General features: G+C 59.2%; 13 protein-coding genes and 2 pseudogenes. 9 read left to right on the forward strand and 6 right to left on the reverse strand.

What is annotated here, in order from left to right; translation table 11 throughout:
* Positions 1–22: 22 nt before the first annotated feature.
* The 3 genes and pseudogenes from HFO99_RS24250 to HFO99_RS24260 form a co-directional block, all read right to left on the reverse strand.
* Positions 23–583 carry a hypothetical protein gene (locus HFO99_RS24250; RefSeq protein ID WP_222364069.1) on the reverse strand — a complete coding sequence of 187 codons (561 nt, stop codon included), beginning with the start codon at positions 581–583 and terminating at the stop codon, positions 23–25.
* Between the two features lie 50 nt (positions 584–633).
* Entirely contained in the window at positions 634–1,374 is a 741-nt protein-coding gene (locus HFO99_RS24255) for an FRG domain-containing protein (protein WP_222364070.1), read from the reverse strand.
* 160 nt (positions 1,375–1,534) lie between these two features.
* Positions 1,535–2,664, reverse strand: a pseudogene (locus HFO99_RS24260) (RHE_PE00001 family protein).
* Positions 2,665–3,179: 515 nt separating this feature from the next.
* Between HFO99_RS24260 and HFO99_RS24265 the strand changes: the two are divergent.
* Positions 3,180–4,097 (forward strand): recombinase family protein, encoded by a 918-nt coding sequence (locus HFO99_RS24265; protein ID WP_222364072.1) that lies wholly within the window; start codon positions 3,180–3,182, stop codon positions 4,095–4,097.
* Here the strand turns inward: HFO99_RS24265 and HFO99_RS24270 are convergent.
* Entirely contained in the window at positions 4,084–4,836 is a 753-nt protein-coding gene (locus HFO99_RS24270; protein WP_222364073.1) for a hypothetical protein, read from the reverse strand. The genes HFO99_RS24265 and HFO99_RS24270 overlap by 14 nt on opposite strands.
* 317 nt (positions 4,837–5,153) lie before the next feature.
* Between HFO99_RS24270 and HFO99_RS24275 the strand changes: the two are divergent.
* From HFO99_RS24275 to repC, 4 genes and pseudogenes are all read left to right on the forward strand, one after another.
* Positions 5,154–5,555, forward strand: a pseudogene (locus HFO99_RS24275) (integrase); the annotation flags it as partial.
* A gap of 575 nt (positions 5,556–6,130) precedes the next feature.
* Positions 6,131–7,345: a plasmid partitioning protein RepA gene (gene repA / locus HFO99_RS24280; protein ID WP_064251024.1), complete on the forward strand. Its 1,215-nt coding sequence runs from the start codon at positions 6,131–6,133 to the stop codon at positions 7,343–7,345.
* Entirely contained in the window at positions 7,342–8,367 is a 1,026-nt protein-coding gene (repB, locus tag HFO99_RS24285; RefSeq protein ID WP_222364076.1) for a plasmid partitioning protein RepB, read from the forward strand. Before repA ends, repB begins: the two co-directional genes overlap by 4 nt.
* Before the next feature lie 155 nt (positions 8,368–8,522).
* Positions 8,523–9,737 carry a plasmid replication protein RepC gene (gene repC / locus HFO99_RS24290; protein WP_222364088.1) on the forward strand — a complete coding sequence of 405 codons (1,215 nt, stop codon included), beginning with the start codon at positions 8,523–8,525 and terminating at the stop codon, positions 9,735–9,737.
* A 260-nt stretch (positions 9,738–9,997) separates the two neighbouring features.
* Here repC and HFO99_RS24295 read toward each other — a convergent pair whose 3' ends face one another.
* Together HFO99_RS24295 and HFO99_RS24300 are read right to left on the reverse strand one after the other, a co-directional pair.
* The gene (locus tag HFO99_RS24295) at positions 9,998–10,915 is read right to left on the reverse strand and encodes a nucleotidyl transferase AbiEii/AbiGii toxin family protein (RefSeq protein ID WP_222364090.1); all 918 of its coding nucleotides are present in this window, start codon (positions 10,913–10,915) and stop codon (positions 9,998–10,000) included.
* The gene (locus tag HFO99_RS24300) at positions 10,905–11,738 is read right to left on the reverse strand and encodes a type IV toxin-antitoxin system AbiEi family antitoxin domain-containing protein (protein ID WP_222364092.1); all 834 of its coding nucleotides are present in this window, start codon (positions 11,736–11,738) and stop codon (positions 10,905–10,907) included. The genes HFO99_RS24295 and HFO99_RS24300 overlap by 11 nt, the downstream gene beginning before the upstream one ends.
* Positions 11,739–12,465: 727 nt before the next feature.
* On the opposite strand from HFO99_RS24300, the gene HFO99_RS24305 reads away from it, so the two are divergent.
* The 4 genes from HFO99_RS24305 (at position 12,466) to HFO99_RS24320 (ending at position 16,980) form a co-directional block, all read left to right on the forward strand.
* A complete protein-coding gene (locus HFO99_RS24305; protein WP_222364094.1) occupies positions 12,466–14,598 on the forward strand; it encodes a ParB/RepB/Spo0J family partition protein in 2,133 nt (710 codons plus the stop codon).
* A 102-nt stretch (positions 14,599–14,700) separates the two neighbouring features.
* Entirely contained in the window at positions 14,701–15,357 is a 657-nt protein-coding gene (locus HFO99_RS24310) for a hypothetical protein (protein ID WP_222364095.1), read from the forward strand.
* Between the two features lie 72 nt (positions 15,358–15,429).
* The gene (locus HFO99_RS24315; protein ID WP_222364096.1) at positions 15,430–16,620 is read left to right on the forward strand and encodes a DUF932 domain-containing protein; all 1,191 of its coding nucleotides are present in this window, start codon (positions 15,430–15,432) and stop codon (positions 16,618–16,620) included.
* A 105-nt stretch (positions 16,621–16,725) separates the two neighbouring features.
* Positions 16,726–16,980: a DUF6117 family protein gene (locus tag HFO99_RS24320; RefSeq protein WP_222364097.1), complete on the forward strand. Its 255-nt coding sequence runs from the start codon at positions 16,726–16,728 to the stop codon at positions 16,978–16,980.
* Positions 16,981–17,061 lie beyond the last annotated feature (81 nt).

A 17,061-nucleotide genomic window follows, 5' to 3' on the forward strand; every position in this document is an offset into this window, starting at 1 on the left:
TTTCTCCGCCGAGAGCTATCGTTTAGAGCAATGCCCTCACAAAAGCCCATTGGGCTTTGATGTCTCCGTGAACCATCCGGCGATGTTCGTTGCCGAGAACGTGGCGTAGATCTTCCTGACTGCAGGCCATATCGAAAGAGATCTGCCTTCCTAGGTCATTGCCAATTCGATGGCACCAGTCCGCGAAATGTTGATAAATCTGGATACAAATCTCTTCCGGTTGATTTGCAACGAAGATGATAACCTTCAGCCCGTAGTAGGACGAAAGCTCGTTTTCGGCGGCGATGCGGCTAACGACACCATCGAGGAAGCCGAAAGACTCATCACCGATTTGAGTAGTTGCCGAAAGATATTGCCGATCTAACGCAAGCGCGAAAGTTCGCCGAAGCGATCTCGTTGACAAATCAATCGGACTCAGGATCTCAAGCGAAAGGGCGACTTCACGCTCGGGCGGTGGAACTTTCGCAACCAATACCTTGTTGCCAAGAAGTCCCTTCGCGTACTGAGCCGCCTGAAGGAAATCAGCGGACGCCGCATCTCCGGACTGACAAGCAACGATAAGATGGTCCCGCCTGTCACGCATGTTCACCCTCTATTTGTATCTCAAATTCAGTAGCATCGTGTGGTCTAGGATTAAGGAGAAAGGTGTTTTCTTACGATATGACGTGCCATCCCGACTACATCAGGATAGATACTGAATGGATGAAGGTTTGCATGTTCAAGGAATTCACGCGCCGCCGGCTTAATATCTGAAGTCAGGATAACTTTCCGAACAACTCCGGAAGCCTGAACATCCAGTGGGCGATCATCCATCCCCTGCACCGTAAAGCTCCCGTTCTGAGCGCGCATCCGCTCGTTATGAAGTGAGCTATCAATCGCGATTGGATAGTTTGGATGGAAAGGCCTCCCCTCCCAATAGACCGACTTATAGCCAAACTCCTTTTCGTTGGGAGCGCGCTTGACCCCCACCACTCCACTGAGCTTATTCAATGCAACAGGGTCAAGGATGTAGATTGCTGAATCGTACGTATCGTCCTGGCCATCGAATAGAGAAAAAGCAATGGCAATACCGAGTACCTCTGTCCAATCAAGCAGTCTGGTCGGGATGCCATAGTGCTGCATGTCATTGAGCATCTCCCATTCCGTCTTGCCTCTCCCCTGAAGATAAGAAGCCGAGCGCTCATATTCGTTGAAAAGGATTCGTTCTTTTGCAAGTCCTTCTTTGTGTCGCATCAGCGAAGGAAGGAGATCGTAACTCTCTTTTGCCTGCCCGCGAAACCAAACTACATCAGGATTGCCTAGGCTCACCTTCGCAGCTCTTATCCCTGCCAGGAATTCTTCCCACGTTGTCGCTCGCTGAATTGCTTCAGGCATTGTTTCCCCCAAACGCCTACAACTTACAAGTTCTTGCCACATCGACCCACACACTTCAATTGGCTTTGCGAATGGCGGACAATGACCGGGTTCAGCTTACTTAAGAAGCATCTTCCCGATCAAACACATTCCAACATAAAAAAGGAACCACCACGGACCTTCAATTTATTCCCCACGCCCGAAACCTCCCCCTCCCCGTCATCTCCCGCAGTCCGAGCTCTCCAACAATCCGCCGCGCCGCCTGCGGCGTCACCTCCAGCGTCTTCGCCACCATCCCGGCCGACACCAACGGCTTGGCCATCACCAACTCGACCAGTTCCGGCAGTTTTGACGAGGTTCGACGCCCCTCCAGCTTCCGCTCCATCATCTTTTTCGCGAGCGCCAGCCGGTCATGCTCCTTCATCCCGATCTCGGCCGCCGCAAAAAGGCCGTGGGCGATTGCGAACAGCCGGGTTTCCCGCTCGCGATGCCGGCGCCGATCGACCGGAATGGTCTTGAGGCCGAGATTGATGGCTGCGAGATGAGCGCCGGTGGTGATTCCGGCCTGCCGCAGGATCGACGCGCACAACAGCCGGCCAAGCCAGGGGGCGTGCTGAAGCACGGTCAATTCGTTCCAGGCATCGAGGGCAACAATTGCCCGAAACACCGCCGGCAGATTTTCCGTCTGCCGCAGCACGCCGCGCCATTCGTCCAGGCGCTCGTCCTCATCCCAGTCGAGATCGTAGACCATCGGATCGGCCGGAGCCCGGCCGGGCCTCTTGGCTTGCGCGATGGCCGCCTCCGAGCGGGCCAGCACAGCATCGATTGCGGCGTAGTCAACACCTGGTAGATTTTCGACATCGTCGGCGACGTCCCCCTCCCCTTCCGGATCGATCGCGACCGCCCGCCGGATGGCATCGGCGGTCGTCGCCTCGTCTGTGTCGACCGACGTGACCTCCGAGGTTTTTCTGAGTGTGCGAACGCCGTCAGCCGACGGCGCCCAACCGGGGAGTTGGCCAGAAATGCGCCGGCGGGTTCGCAGCACGTCGCGGGCAATGGTCAACTCATGGGTAGGCGTGCGAATATCGCGGGTGGCGTCGTGGAGCACGAGGTCCTCGAGATGGACCAGTTCGCCGTCGATCCACAGCGAGGCGCAGGCGTCGGTGAAGTGCATGCGTTCGATCCAGCCCTGACCGACCGGCGAGCGGGCGATCCGCTCGTCGAGACGGGCCAGCGCAATGCCTGCGTCCGAAATCGGTCGCAGTAGGGCACTTACGGGCAACCTCGACAATCGTAAGGCATTGAAATCATGGTAAACAGGACATTAACAAGAAGCAATATTGGCACTTACTTCCGTCATGTATGCTAATTTTCAGCGGCGCTCTAACCATCGATAAGTACTGGTTATCGATGGTAGATTGATTTCAGGGCGCAAATCACCGTGTCGGTCGCCCAGGATGACCGGAAATCCCTGGTTTTCCGGCCTTTTTGGCAGATTTCGGCTAGGATCGGTGGAACGGTAGCTGCTCCGCGGGCCGCTAACGGCGGTCCTGGCATTCGGCTATGACGCGGCTTCCCTCATTGTTGTTCTGCTCAGCCGACCGTTCTTGCCCCTCTCCTCCTCCGATCTCCTTACTTTCAGGCATTTCCGCCACAGATGGCCGCCAGAGCGCGTTTCACGCTGGCTACGGCCGGATGCCCGTTCGACGTCGCATTTCGAGTCTGGTGGGGCTGGATTTACGCTATAAAACACGCTTGCAACTGGTCAATTTCTCACACATTGCTTATCTGTACAAACCACCTTTAACCGGGTCGCTGAAAGACGGATGGTCAAGAAGCAAACACCGAATGTCCCCAAGCTTCCGAATCGGCTCATAGGGTATGCGCGGGTCTCGACCGACGACCAGGTCCACGACGCCCAGTTGGACGAACTTCGCGCCGCCGGCTGCGATCGCATCTTTCAGGAACATGGCTCAGGCGCATCGCGTGCTCGACCGGTCTTAACACGACTACTTGGCGAACTCACCGAAGGAGATGTCCTCGTCGTCGTCCGCCTCGATCGGCTGGCAAGATCAGTGAGCCATCTGCTGCAGGTCATCGAAGATCTGGAGGAGCGTGGTGCCCATTTTCGGTCGATTCGCGATCCGATCGATACATCGACGCCGCAGGGCATGTTTTCCCTCCAGGTTCTCGGGGCGGTCGCGCAGCTCGAGCGAGCGCTGATCGCCGAACGCACCAAAGCTGGCATCAAGGCGGCCAAGGCGCGCGGCAAGCTTCCTGGAAACCCCGGCCTGCGAGAGCGGCGACCGGAGGCGATCAAGGCGGTGTCGCAAGCACGCGAAAAGCTCTATCTCGACGAACTCATTGCGTCGGCCCAAACCTGGCTGCCAACGGTGCGGCAACTTCGCCCTCAGCATAGCTGGGACAATGTCGTGCGGGTCCTCAATCGCCGAGGCCATGACTGGACGGTGGAACGACTACGCCGCGCCGTGCATCGCATGGTCCGCGAAAAACTTGCGGAAAAAGAGCTCCTTGCCCGGTCTCCCCGTCGCGCGCCGGAGGACCACCTGATGAAGCTGGTGGCGGCTATCGCCATTGCAGACCCCGATCTATCCCTTCGCGACATCGGCGCTCAACTGGACCAGATGGGAGAACGTCCTGCGCGAGGGGGCAAGAAATGGCAGCCCTCCTCCGTCCGCGACCTCTTGGACGAAGCGCACCGGTTTGGCCTTATCCCCCGCTGACGGTACGGCTCATCAGGCGACCGATGGCACGGCTCTTTTTCCTGCCGGTGTTCGACGGCATGTGCTTCCAAGCTTGGCTTTTGAGGATGTCCAGCGCCAGTCGCCGGTAGTCGTCATCGGTCCGCAGTTTCAGCTCAGCGGTTTCATCCAGAGTGGTGGCGACTATGTTTTTCGGCGGGTGTTCTTCCTCCCCTCCCCTGAAATTCCTGAACGCTTTATGCGCGAAGGACGGGACGGTTCCGATTTCACGATCATCGACCAGGCCCGCAAGCTCGGCCACGGTTTCGACGGATGCAGCTCTCCAGGCGAGAGGCAGCGTGGATAGCGGCGCTGGTGCTGTCGATGATGGCGGCAACCTCCCATACGGAAGTGAAATCCCGAGGCACGTAATATTGGGCAATCCGTGCAGCTGTGGCGCCCAAAGAAAATGGCTGGCGGCCATCACGGTATCAAGCTGAAAGCTCTTCCTGTCGATCGCTCTGCCGATCGCTGACATCGACTCCAGCAACCTAGCCTGCCGCGGTTGCCGTCCGCGACGTTCCAAGATCACCGAGGTGCAGGAAGGGCAGACGAGCCTGACACCGTCCGGCATAGACCGGAACTGAAACAGGCCGCTGCGAAAGCAACGCTGACAGGCACTCTGCAGGGCCACGCCATGCTCCTCGCATACGCCCGCTTCCACATGCGCCCAGTTTCGCCGGCAATAATGGTCGCCGCCCTTTTCGGCATCCGCATCCAAGCAGACGGGGCAAACCCCTCGATCCAGCGGATTCGTGACATAGCAGTCTTCAGGTCTCTAAAGATTGCAGAGCGCGAGGCGCTGGAGATCGCGTTCCGTGAGCCTGGAGGCACGGGCCCACCGCCAAGTAATATCTTTGTCTGGCTGGAAATCCCGGGCCTGGAAGCGTGCGCGCATTGGGGTTGGCGGCCTACCGAGCCAAACCTCGATCTGTGCTGGCGTACTCGAATGACGGCAGGCAACGCGGCAACGCCAGGATGTGAGCAGCTCATCTTCAAAGGGACGTGGTGCGACCGGAAGCAGCCGCACGTGTCTCATCGGGTCTTGCCTATCTCGAAGCCTGGGGATTGGCAGCGACCGGACGATCCCTGCCCTGGCCGGCGCCCGAGGCGCTGCTGCTGATGTTCGTCGCCCACCATCTCTGGGACCAGCAGCACCGCGAGACCGATGCCGAACACGGTATGCCTGTAGATGTCGACGAAAACCTCCGGAGCCAGAGATTTCTCAAATCCGTCGGCCCGCACGCCCCATCGACGGTGCGCCGGCGGCTGGCGAACTGGTCGACGCTGACCAAGTGGCGCGGCCTTGATGGCACCTTCTCCTCCCCTGCCCTCAAATCGGCCATTCGCCTCTCCGTGCGCGCCGTCCCGCGGACCCGGCGCCGCAAGAGCGCCAAGGCCGTGACCGGCGACGTTCTGGCAAAGCTGTTGGCGACCTGCGCAAATTGAAATCACGGTCGTGTAACCGATGCAGATTAAAGAAATCTAGCCGACTTCCGGTTCACAGGACCGGCCGAAATCAGCTTTTCGGCGAGGAGGCCGGTTGCCCGGGAATTCAATCGAGATTGCCGGTCGAACACTCCTTTCTCCCGCAATCCATCTTGGCAGGACAGAACCAGCGGCGGCGAGCCACGACGTTGACACTGATGATGAAAATGTTTGCGGATCGCGACCGCCACATCGACGCAAAACAAAGGGCATCGATTCGCCTAGGCTCGACGCGGTGGCTTGTTCCCTCATTCCGACCGGGGCGTAACTGTCTCATGTTAGAAGTTGCGGCTGTTTTTCACCGGGTTTCGGAACGCAGGCTCTCAGCGAGAGAGTGACGCATTTCCCTGTTTTTCATGGGTTTTGCATGCGAAATCATTGATTTCAAGGGTGCGAGCCGTCACTGTATTAACCACCTGTTAACCAAAAAACTCTTGCTTGGAGCACAGAATCGGGGCCTATTGCCATCGGCGGAAATCTTTCGATTTTTCGCTTCAAACCGCCAGTGGCAGGAAACAGGTTACCAGATGGCGAAGAACGCCGCAAAAACAGCGCCGGAAATCGAGGGATTGACCGCTTTGATGGAGCGGCATGCTGAAGCCCTGTCGGGACAATTGCAAGCGCACCATGTCAAGGTCTTCCCGCCGTCGGCGGAGAAAGGCATCCGAGGCTTTGCGCCGTCGGAGGCCGCCAAGCTTCTCGGCGTCAAAGAGTCCTACCTTCGCCAGATCGCCTCCGATATGCCGGAACTGAACGTCAGTACCGGTGCAGGTGGCCGCCGCATATTTTCGATCGAGGACATCCATCAGATCCGGAAACATATGGATCAGGTTGGCCGTGGCAACCGACGCTATCTTCCGCATCGGCGCGATGGCGAGCAGTTGCAAGTCATTTCGGTGATGAACTTCAAGGGCGGGTCGGGCAAAACTACTACTTCCGCGCATCTGGCCCAATATCTGGCGATGCGCGGTTATCGTGTGCTGGCGATCGATCTCGATCCTCAGGCCAGCCTGTCTGCCTTGTTCGGCAACCAGCCGGAAATTCACGTCGGTACGAACGAAACGCTCTACGGCGCCATTCGCTACGATGAAGAGCAACGCCCAATCGAAGAAGTCGTCAGAGCGACTTATATTCCCGACCTCCATCTCGTTCCCGGCAATCTCGAACTTATGGAGTTCGAGCACGACACACCGCGCGCCCTGATGAGCCGCAAGGAAGGCGACACGCTTTTCTACGGGCGGATCAGCCAGGTCATCGAGGACGTCGCGGACAATTACGACGTCGTCGTCATCGATTGCCCTCCTCAGCTCGGCTACCTGACACTTTCGGCTCTGACCGCAGCAACGTCCATCCTGGTGACGGTGCATCCGCAGATGCTCGATGTCATGTCGATGAACCAGTTTCTCGCAATGACGTCGAACCTGCTGCGGGAAATCGAGAACGCTGGCGCCAGGTTCAATTTCAACTGGATGCGGTATCTCATCACCCGCTTCGAGCCGAGCGACGGCCCGCAAAACCAGATGGTCGGCTATCTCCGGTCGATCTTCGGCGAAAACGTGCTCAATTTTCCGATGCTGAAGACGACGGCTGTCTCCGATGCCGGGCTGACAAACCAGACACTCTTCGAAGTCGAGCGCGGCCAATTCACGCGTTCGACTTACGATCGCGCCTTAGAGGCGATGAATGCCGTCAACGATGAGATCGAGTCTTTGATCAAAAAAGCGTGGGGTAGAACCACATGAGCCGAAAGGACATTTTGGGCGTTTCCGCGACCGTACCGGCCACGCCCTCGCCGCATGACCCGCAACTGGCAAAGAGCCGAACCATGCCGCTTCTCGGCGTTGCTCGCAAGGACCGTGACCCGGCGACAAAGCTGACCGCCAATATCGGCAACGCTTTGCGCGAGCAGAATGATCGCGTGGAACGAGCCGAAGAAATCGAACGGCGTCTTGCCGAAGGCCAGGCGGTAATAGATCTCGATCCGAACGTCATCGATCCTTCGTTCATGCAGGACCGGATGCCGGGCGATATTGATGGGCTGCTTTCGTCCATCAAGGAGCAGGGACAGCAGGTGCCGATCCTCGTGCGCCCTCACCCGCAACAGTCCGGCCGCTATGAGGTTGCCTTTGGTCATCGCCGCTTGCGCGCGGTGACGGAACTCGGCCTCGCGGTCAAGGCAGTCGTCCGTGACTTGACGGACGAGCAACTGGTTGTTGCCCAAGGTCAGGAAAATAACGAGCGACAGGATCTTTCCTTTATCGAGAAGGCGCGCTTTGCCGCTCGTCTGAAGGAACGTTTCCCCCGAGACGTGATCATCTCATCGATGTCCGTCGACAAGGGCGATCTCTCCAAGATGCTCTCCATCATCGAAGTCCTTCCCGCGGACCTGATCGATGCCATCGGCCCTGCCCCCGGTATCGGCCTTAGAAGCTGGCAGGAACTGGCCGAACTGATCGAAAAGGCTTCCTCGGCCGACAACGTCCTCGAACGTGTGCGTTCCAGCGAATTGCAGGCGCTTCAGTCCGCCGACCGGTTCAAGGCGCTGATTGCGCATCTGAAGCCGCGCCGGTTGGAACGTGGTCTCCCTGAGGTCATGGCGAGCCCTGCTGGCGAGCGCCTGGCGCAGGTGAAGCAGAGCAAGGCGAAGGTGGAAATCATGATCGATCGGAAGGCGACGCCGGACTTTGCGGCCTTCGTGCTCGAGCAATTGCCGGCGCTTTATGAAGCGCACCGTGCGAAACAGAAACAGAAGAAGGAAGCGTAACGCGCAAAAGAAAAGAGCCCCCTCAACGTTGCCGTCGCGGAAGCCCTTCTGTCTCTTTAGCACGAACAGAATCGCATTTCCTCGAATCCTCGTCAAGAGTCTTTGGCACCGATTTGGTGAGCAAATTTCTATTGCCTGCTGAAAGGTAAGAGACGATGCAAACGGGAAATGTGACGACGCCCTTTGGGCGGCGGCCGATTTCGCTTGCCCTGGTCAGACGGCAGCAAGCTGTTGCCGAGATCAAGGCGGGGAAGTCGGCAGAGAAGTGGAAAGTCTTTCGCGACGTTTCTGCGGCAATGGCGCCGCTTGGCATTCAGTCGAACAGCCTGGCGGTGCTTGACGCCTTGCTGACCTTCTATCCGGAAAACGATTTGCGCCAGGACGCGGCGCTCATCGTTTTTCCCTCGAACGCGCAGCTGTCATTGCGTGCCCATGGCATGGCGGGTTCCACCCTCCGACGGCATCTTGCGGCGCTTGTCGAGGCCGGCCTGATCGTTCGAAAAGATAGCGCTAACGGTAAGCGCTACGTACGCAGAGACCACACGGGTGATATCGAGAACGCCTTCGGTTTCGATCTTTCGCCGTTGCTGTCTCGCGCGGAAGAGCTCGCCATGTTGGCGCAGCAGATCGTGGCGGAGCGCGCCGCCTTCAAAAGGATGAAGGAGAATCTGACGATCTGCCGGCGCGACGTGCGCAAGCTGATTTCGGCGGCCATGGAAGAAGGAGCGGCAGGCGATTGGCAGGCGATCGAAGGCATTTATGTGGGGCTGATTGCCCGACTGCCACGCACGCCATCGCGTACTGATGTAGGTACAATCCTCGAAGAAATGCAGATGCTGAAAGAGGAAGTGCTCAACCGGCTGGAAAATCAAGAAAAAGCAGAAAATCTCAGCGGCAATGCTGCCCATATCGAGCGTCACATACAGAATTCAAAACCCGAATCCTTTAATGAACTTGAACCTAGCTCAAGAGAAGAGCAGGGCGCAAAATCGAGCGAGGCGAATGGAATCCAGCGAGAGCGGTTGAAAGCATTTCCGCTCGGCCTGGTGTTGAAGGCCTGCCCGCAGGTTCTCGATTATGGTGCCGGCGGCACGATCGGGACCTGGCGCGAGTTGATGTCCGCAGCCGTCATCGTCCGGTCGATGTTGGGGATCAGCCCGTCGGCCTATCAGGAGGCGTGTGAGGTCATGGGGCCGGAAAATGCGGCGGTGGCGGTTGCCGGCATCCTGGAACGAGCAAACATGATCAATTCTCCGGGCGGATACTTGCGGGATCTCACGCGACGGTCTGAGCGAGGCGAATTTTCGCTGGGACCGATGATCATGGCCTTGTTGAAGGCGAATGGTCTGGCGCAAACGAGAGCGGGGTAGGGGCGGCCGTGCCATTTCGAAGAGAACCGCTGGGACGTTTGCCGCCAAAGGCTCCATAGAAAAGTTGGTCGTGACCAACTCTGCTAAACCCTTGTAGTCGTTTTACTTTTGAATTTCGACATTTTGGAGCAAAATCACCATCTGGAAGTACGGCAGTCGAGGAAGACCGAGGAGGTAATCTCCGATAGGCGCGGCGTTTGGCGGTAGGAGAAGCGAGCCAGTCGTCGGATCATCGATCCTGCAGATCGGCCAAAGGGGCATCATCGTGTGAAGAGGCGCTCGATCTCCCCGCGCTGTTCGGCGTGTTTCGGCGGATTGTCGTTCTTTAGCTTTTGCAGGTTGAGGATCTTCCAGCGGACCGCCGGCAAGGCGAGGGCGTGCGGCAAGCCGATAACCTCGAAGTCAGGGTCACCATCGTGAAGGGACAGCAGAAACGTGCGGGCCTCGTCATCAAGGCGCTCTTGGATGTCCTTCAGGAACCGCTCCCGGACATCCAGCAACTCCTCCAGCGAGACCTTCTCGATTGTCATCCCGTCGAATTCTAGATTGAAGACATGTGCGACGTCTGCCCTATTGGGCTGCAGCAACTCGTGGGGCGGGCGTCCGGAGCTCGCCACGTAGACGAGGAAGGTGCGAAACAGCGGGTCGGTCAGTCCCTCGTTTTCATAAAGCAACTTGATGTCGAAGAGATCGCGCGGATGCTGGCGATCGACCGCTGCATGCATCTTGCCGCCGAAGAGATCTTCGAAGGCGACAACCTGCATTTCTGCAAAGCCAAATTGATCTTCGACCCGCTCGCTGACCCTGCGTCGCTCGACGGGGTGCACCGTGCCGCGGGCGACCGGAGAGGTTTCGATCTTGATTGCGGTTTGGCCCCGCCTCACCTCGACGCGTGTATCGCCGCCGCCACCGCCGGCTATTCGCTTTGTCCGGACGCCCTTGATGCTTTCGACCTTCCCAGCGACCCGGTCGAGGGCCTCGTCGATTTCGGCTAGGCTCTCGACCCTCGGTTTGAGCGGAAGGTAGGTCAGGTCGATATCGACCGAGAGACGCGGGAGATCTCTGTAGAAGAGATTGATGGCGGTTCCACCCTTCAAGGCGAAAACTGGTTCCTCGGCAATCATCGGCAATGCCTGAACGAGGAGCTCGAGCTGGGAAATGTACTGGTCACGGGCCATCGTTGCCCTCCGGCTTCCCGGGAAGATACTCTTCCGGAATGGTGATACGGTATGTGGGATGCAGTTTACCGCCCTTGATGAATGAACGGTCGCCGCTTCCAAGATCGACGATCGATCGGTCGACATGCTTGAGCCAGGCATGCTTGTGGCGGTCGGCAAAGACGAAGAAAAGCCTTTTCACCTGGACCTTGGTGCAGTCGGCCAGAAGCTCGGTGATACGACGCGGGCGCAGGTTGGTCAGACCCTCGAAGATCGTATCGATGTTATGAAAGCTTTCGTTGTCCGGCAGTTCGTCCAGCGCTTCGAGGATGGCCCGCTCCGGCGTTGAAGCGCGTATTGTCCAGTTCTGTAGAAACAGGATGGCGTTGCCGTCCGGTTCAGCCGCCAGTGGTTCGATCCCAAAATTCGCCGTCTTGAAGAGTCGCGTGCTGCGCAGGACGGGGAGGCCATTGGTGGGGAGATTCGCGAGCCATCGGGGCGCATCGCCATAGATGAAGATTTTTTCGGCGGCCCCTAGCGCCAGGTAATGCACATGCCCGCGAAGTCCGAGCGCCGAGCGGCCGCCGACGTGGAACTGGTAATTCATGATCGTCTGTGCAGACATGACGGCAATGCGCCAGTCGATGCGTTCTTTTGCTGAACCATCCCGCGAGGGACGCCGATAGACGCCATGCATGACCGGCTCCAGCCAGCCGCGGCGCAAATAATCATGTGTCGAGCTCCGGCGGATTTCCATTTTCCGCATCCAAGCGGAATCCACGATGAAACCTGCCGGAACCTCATCCAGCATTGACTTTAATTTGTCGCGTTTTTGATCGCTCATAACGGACAAAAATGGCACCTTTTAAAGTGGCTGGCAAGAAGACTTTATCAAGAAGGAAAAATGTCCGTTTGTAACGGACATTCACGGCCGATCGTGTGGCGGCGAAACCTGACCGTCTCGCTCATCTTGAAGCCATTTTGTCCAAAGCTGCAGAAAGGCGCGATAGTTCTTCATGCCCACACGCAAAAAATGCAAGCCTTCAATCCTGCGATCCTTCTTTTCGTACTCGCGAATAACCGGCGCGCCAGGTGTGCTTCGACCGTGCTCATCCGGATAAAGCACGCAACCATGAGCAAGACCGTTGCGTAAGATCTTGCAAAAGAGGGCAGCCGTTAACCACGTGAAGTCCTATTCAACGAACCAGAGGAAGCCCGCGGACAATGTCCCTCGCGCGCAACGCCCGGGGGGAGGAACTGAGGGAGCGGACTGCACACCTGGACGCTCCCTTCGCTTTAGCACCTCGTGCACAACGCGTCGCGGATCGGTTCGACTGGCATCGCCTTCGGCCCGGGCTGTCGGCAAAGCTAAGCATGGCCGTGCCAGTCTTCACCCGAGGGCTTCGATCCCTGACGCAGCATTACCGGATCTAGGCCGAAAGGAAAGCTTCGCCGGTGGAAGCGGTGGGACATGGTGAGAAGGCGGTAGAGGAAGAGGAGGGACGGGAAGGCTGTGACGGATTGAGAGGGTTGGAGAGAGGCTCCGCCCGGTCCGTCATGGAGAAACCGATATGGCCCAGGCCATTCACAAAATCACCCTTAGTGCAGCCCGTGACATTCCCTTCAACAAGCTGGTGCTCAGCCAGCAGAACGTCCGCAAGATCAAGGCGGGCGTATCTATTGAGGATCTCGCGGAAGACATCGCCCATCGCGGTCTGTTGACCAGCCTCAATGTCCGTCCCGAACTTGACGGCGACGGCAACGAGACAGGCATCTATCGCATTCCGGCTGGCGGACGCCGTTATCGCGCCCTCGAGCGCCTCGTCGCGCAGAAGCGACTGGCCAAGACCGCGGGCGTCCCCTGCATCGTCAGCAGCGGCAAAACCCTCGAAGTCGAGGACTCGCTCGCCGAAAACGTCCAACGCGTCAGCCTTCATCCGCTCGATCAGTTCCGCGCCTTCCAGACCTTGCGCGAGCAGGGGCTTGGCGAAGAGGAGATAGCCGCGCGCTTCTTCGTTTCGGTCGCGACGGTCAGGCAGCGGCTTCGGCTGGCATCCGTCTCACCGCGGCTTCTCGATCTTTATGCCGAGGATGAGATGACGCTCGAACAGATCATGGCGTTCTCAATCACCAATGACCACGTTCGCCAGGAGCAGGTCTGGGACACGATCTCGCTTTCGCACAGCCGCGAGCCCTATTACGTCCGTCGGCTGCTGACCGAAACCGCAATCCGTGCCACCGACCGCCGCGCCGTCTATGTCGGCATCGAAGCCTACGAGGCCGCAGGCGGTGTGACCATGCGCGATCTGTTCGAGCAGGACCAGGGCGGCTGGCTGCAGGATCCGGCGCTGCTGGAGCAGCTTGTGATGGAAAAGCTCAAGACTGACGCCGAGGCGATCCAGGTGAGCGAAGGCTGGAAATGGGTCGAAGCCGCGTTCGATTTCCCCTATGGCCACACATCCGGCCTGCGCCGCTTCTACGGCGAGCAGGCCGAAATGACTGAAGATGAACTGGCCCGCTATGACGCCACCCGCGCCGAATACGACAAGCTCGATGCAGAGTATGCGGAGGCAAACGAATACTCGGAAGCGACCGAACAGAAGCTCGAGGAACTCGGCAGCGAACTCGACCGGCTCAACGACCGGCCATTCGTCTTCGATCCTCAGGATATTGCTCGCGGCGGTGTCTTCGTGTCGCTCGGCGCCAGTGGCGAGATCAAGATCGAACGAGGCTTCGTGCGTCCCGAGGACGAGCAGCAGGCTGAGGCCGATCCGTCGACTGATGGCGGCGACGGTCGTGCCGATCATGGCAGTGCTCTTACGGTGACCGGCGCGGCCGGCGGCGAGGACACCCAACCGGACGACGAGGACGAAACGATCAAGCCGCTCCCCGACCGCCTGGTTCTCGATCTGACGGCGGCGCGCACCGTCGCGCTGCGCAATGCATTGGCAAACAATCCTGTCATCGCCTTTATCGGCGTGATGCATGCCTTCGTCCTGAAGACCTTCTACGTCTATGGTTCCGATTCGTGCCTGGAGGTGACGCTGCAAAGCGCTCGCTTCAGCCAGACGCCCGGCCTCGGCGATACGGTCTGGGCGAAGGAGATCGATCAGCGGCACGATGGCTGGGGCCAGGATCTTCCCAAAGATCCAAACGATCTCTGGGATTTCCTGATCAAGCTCGATGAGGTCAGCCGGCAGGCGCTGTTTGCGCATTGCGCCTCGCTGTCGGTCAACGCGGTGATCGAACCCTGGAACAAGCGGGCTCGGGCGATTGCCCACGCTGAGCAGCTGGCCCACTCGATCGGCTTCGACATGGTAGAAGCCGGCTGGGTGCCGACCGCCGACAACTATCTCGGCCGCGTCACCAAGGCCCGCATCCTGCAGGCCGTTCGAGAGGCCAAAGGTGACCAGGCGGCGGAGCTGATTGGCCATCTCAAGAAGACCGACATGGCCCGCGAGGCCGAACGGCTGATCACAGGCTGCGGCTGGTTGGCGGAACCGCTTCGCATGACGGTCGAGGAAGGCACCATCGAAAGCGACGCCGTCGCCGATGAGGCCTCCGTCGGGTCCGACGAGCCCGGGAATATCTCCGAAGCTCAGGACCTACCGGTCTTCCTGCTCGATGAGCCGGAAACGTCGGACGACGACACCGGCGATACGGAGAGGGGGATCGACGGCGAGCATTTCGCTGCCGCCGAATAGTGTCACGAGCATCATCAGCCTGACCCGATCGCATTTGCGGTCGGGTCTTCTTTCCCAACAGCCCGGCCATCGCGCCGGGCTTTTCCGTTTCAGGAGGCACCTATGCCTGACTTCACCATCGAAACCACCTATCACCTGCCGGTCTTCCGGCATCGCACCTATGAAGCTGACACGCTGGACGAGGCGTGCCGTGCTGCCATAGAAGATGACGGCTGGGATATCGCCGAGAAGGACGTCGATTCCTCGGGCGCAATTCATATCACGGGCATCTGGGGCGGCGCACATGCGGCCTATGCGGGGCCGCCGCTCCAGATCCCTCCGCAGTTCGACGAACCTGTCCAGCGCCGGGCGCGTCATTTCGAGATCCTGCTCGGACTGTTGAAGATCCTTTTCGATGACGTCCGTGCTGCCCGGTCACCGTCGCTCGATTGGTTCGACCGATCTGCTTGGGCGATCGCCCGAGGAGAAGCCATTCTCGCGGGAGACGCGGATCCTGAAGAGCCGGTTAATCTGCCAAAGCCTTCCCACGTCCTGGTCACACTACAGGAAAATCGCGTGCGCGATGCAATCACCGCGGTGCTCGAAGTCGACCCGAACTTCAAGGGTTTGACACCCCAGGCCGTGACCGACGACGAGGTCCATGCCGCCTGCCTGTCACTCGTCGCCAGGATGGATTTTTCCGACGTGGTCGGGAACGCCGAATTCCAGGCGGCGCTCTTTGCAATCCGGTCGACGCACCGCCGGCTAGCTTCCGATTGATCCCTCTTCCCAGCATCCTTCTCAACTTCGCCCGGCCATCGCGCCGGGTTTCCGCTTTTAAGGAGACAGCTTATGACCACTCTCACCTCCAACAACCCGTCCGCCCGTTCCGCCTTCAAGGTCGATATCTCCCGCGGCGAGCGGATCGGCCGCGTTTCGTCGGAATGGTTTTCCCGTCCTGACGATGAACGCTTCCTGTCGCTGAGCGATCTCTACGACACCGTCCGGTCCCGCGCCGAGCACGCGCATGCCCGAACGATCGAAAGCGCTGCGATCCGGGTCGAGGCAACGCGCGACAATGCGGAGCGGCTTGAGCTTGTTGTCCCAGGTCAGCGCCAAGCGATCGCACCGACCCACTGGAGCTACGGCCAGCTTTGCAGCCTGGTTGGCGCTCCCGCCACCTATATGCGGCAACTGCCGGCGCCGCTTGCTGCCATCAACCTGCAGCATGGCCTGCTCAACTATCGTGCCGAGGTCGTCAAGACGCTTGAGATGGATGACGGCCGGCTGGAACTGCGCGCAGTGACCGGACCGGAATACGGTCGGATCTGGGATCATGAACTGGTCTCGTCGGTCATGAAGATCGCCGGCAACGGGACCGGTGACACGATGTGGAAAGTGCCGGGCCTCCTGGATTGGGCGACGATGACCCACAATCCCTTCGTCGACATCACCAAGGACACGACCACCCTTTATGCCAGCGACCGCGACGTCTTCCTGTTCCTGGTCGACGACACCCATCCGATCGAAGCCGGACGCCTGCCGAACGGTGAGCCGGATCTCTACTTCCGCGGATTCTATGCCTGGAACTCGGAGGTTGGATCGAAGACGCTCGGCATCGCCTCCTTCTATCTGCGCGCGGTCTGCGCCAACCGCAATCTCTGGGGCACGGAGAATTTTGAGGAGATCACCATCCGCCATTCGAAGTTCGCCGCCCAGCGCTTTGCGCATGAGGCGGCGCCTGCGTTGACGAGTTTCGCCAATTCGTCACCGGCGCCGTTCATCGCCGGCATCAAGGCGGCGCGTGAGCAGATCGTCGCGCGCAAGGACGACGACCGCGAGACCTTCTTGCGCCGGCGAGGCTTCTCAAAGGGCGAGACCGGCAAGGTGATCGAGATGGTCCTGTCGGAGGAGGGGCGGCCGCCGGAGTCGGTCTTCGACTTCGTGCAGGGCATCACCGCGCTGGCGCGCACCAAGACCAATCAGGACACGCGTCTCGAACTCGAAGGCAAAGCGAAGAAGCTGCTGGAGAGTGCCTCCTGACATGTTCATGCGCCCCTGGCTCAGGCCCGGCCGCGTCTGCAAATCCCATCGTCGTCATCCCAGAGCCCGGTCAAGCGCCGGGCCTCATTTTGTCTGGAGCACCCAATGGCTATCCCCGATCATGCCCGCACAAACTTCGACACGCTGCTGCGCGCCGCAGCCGATTTCAATCTCGCTCTCATGGAATGCCTCGATGCCGCTACACGCGAGCCGCGTTACGTGCTCTGCGCTGTCGGCCGCACCAATGGCGAATACGTCTTTACGCCATTCGGCCATCTCGCCGACGGCAATCCTTACGACGCCTATCTGCCACCTAATCCTGACGATTCGACGGGCTTCATCGTAAGCGCGACGACCTAATCCTGACGATCGCCAGCAGTTCAAGCTGGCGATCCCAATCCCTCCCTGGCTGCCCGATTTCGTTCCTCCGACCTTCGGCAG

The organism is Rhizobium leguminosarum (assembly GCF_019798305.1).
Taxonomy (GTDB): domain Bacteria; phylum Pseudomonadota; class Alphaproteobacteria; order Rhizobiales; family Rhizobiaceae; genus Rhizobium; species Rhizobium leguminosarum_U.

Excerpts from the sequence above, each read along its gene's own strand:
- HFO99_RS24255 (WP_222364070.1), bottom strand. The coding sequence starts at position 1,374 with ATGCCTGAAGCAATTCAGCGAGCGACAACGTGGGAAGAATTCCTGGCA.
- HFO99_RS24305 (WP_222364094.1), top strand. The coding sequence starts at position 12,466 with ATGGCCCAGGCCATTCACAAAATCACCCTTAGTGCAGCCCGTGACATT.
- HFO99_RS24300 (WP_222364092.1), bottom strand. The coding sequence starts at position 11,738 with ATGAGCGATCAAAAACGCGACAAATTAAAGTCAATGCTGGATGAGGTT.
- HFO99_RS24295 (WP_222364090.1), bottom strand. The coding sequence starts at position 10,915 with ATGGCCCGTGACCAGTACATTTCCCAGCTCGAGCTCCTCGTTCAGGCA.
- HFO99_RS24310 (WP_222364095.1), top strand. The coding sequence starts at position 14,701 with ATGCCTGACTTCACCATCGAAACCACCTATCACCTGCCGGTCTTCCGG.
- repA (WP_064251024.1), top strand. The coding sequence starts at position 6,131 with ATGGCGAAGAACGCCGCAAAAACAGCGCCGGAAATCGAGGGATTGACC.
- HFO99_RS24315 (WP_222364096.1), top strand. The coding sequence starts at position 15,430 with ATGACCACTCTCACCTCCAACAACCCGTCCGCCCGTTCCGCCTTCAAG.
- repC (WP_222364088.1), top strand. The coding sequence starts at position 8,523 with ATGCAAACGGGAAATGTGACGACGCCCTTTGGGCGGCGGCCGATTTCG.
- repB (WP_222364076.1), top strand. The coding sequence starts at position 7,342 with ATGAGCCGAAAGGACATTTTGGGCGTTTCCGCGACCGTACCGGCCACG.
- HFO99_RS24265 (WP_222364072.1), top strand. The coding sequence starts at position 3,180 with ATGGTCAAGAAGCAAACACCGAATGTCCCCAAGCTTCCGAATCGGCTC.
- HFO99_RS24250 (WP_222364069.1), bottom strand. The coding sequence starts at position 583 with ATGCGTGACAGGCGGGACCATCTTATCGTTGCTTGTCAGTCCGGAGAT.
- HFO99_RS24320 (WP_222364097.1), top strand. The coding sequence starts at position 16,726 with ATGGCTATCCCCGATCATGCCCGCACAAACTTCGACACGCTGCTGCGC.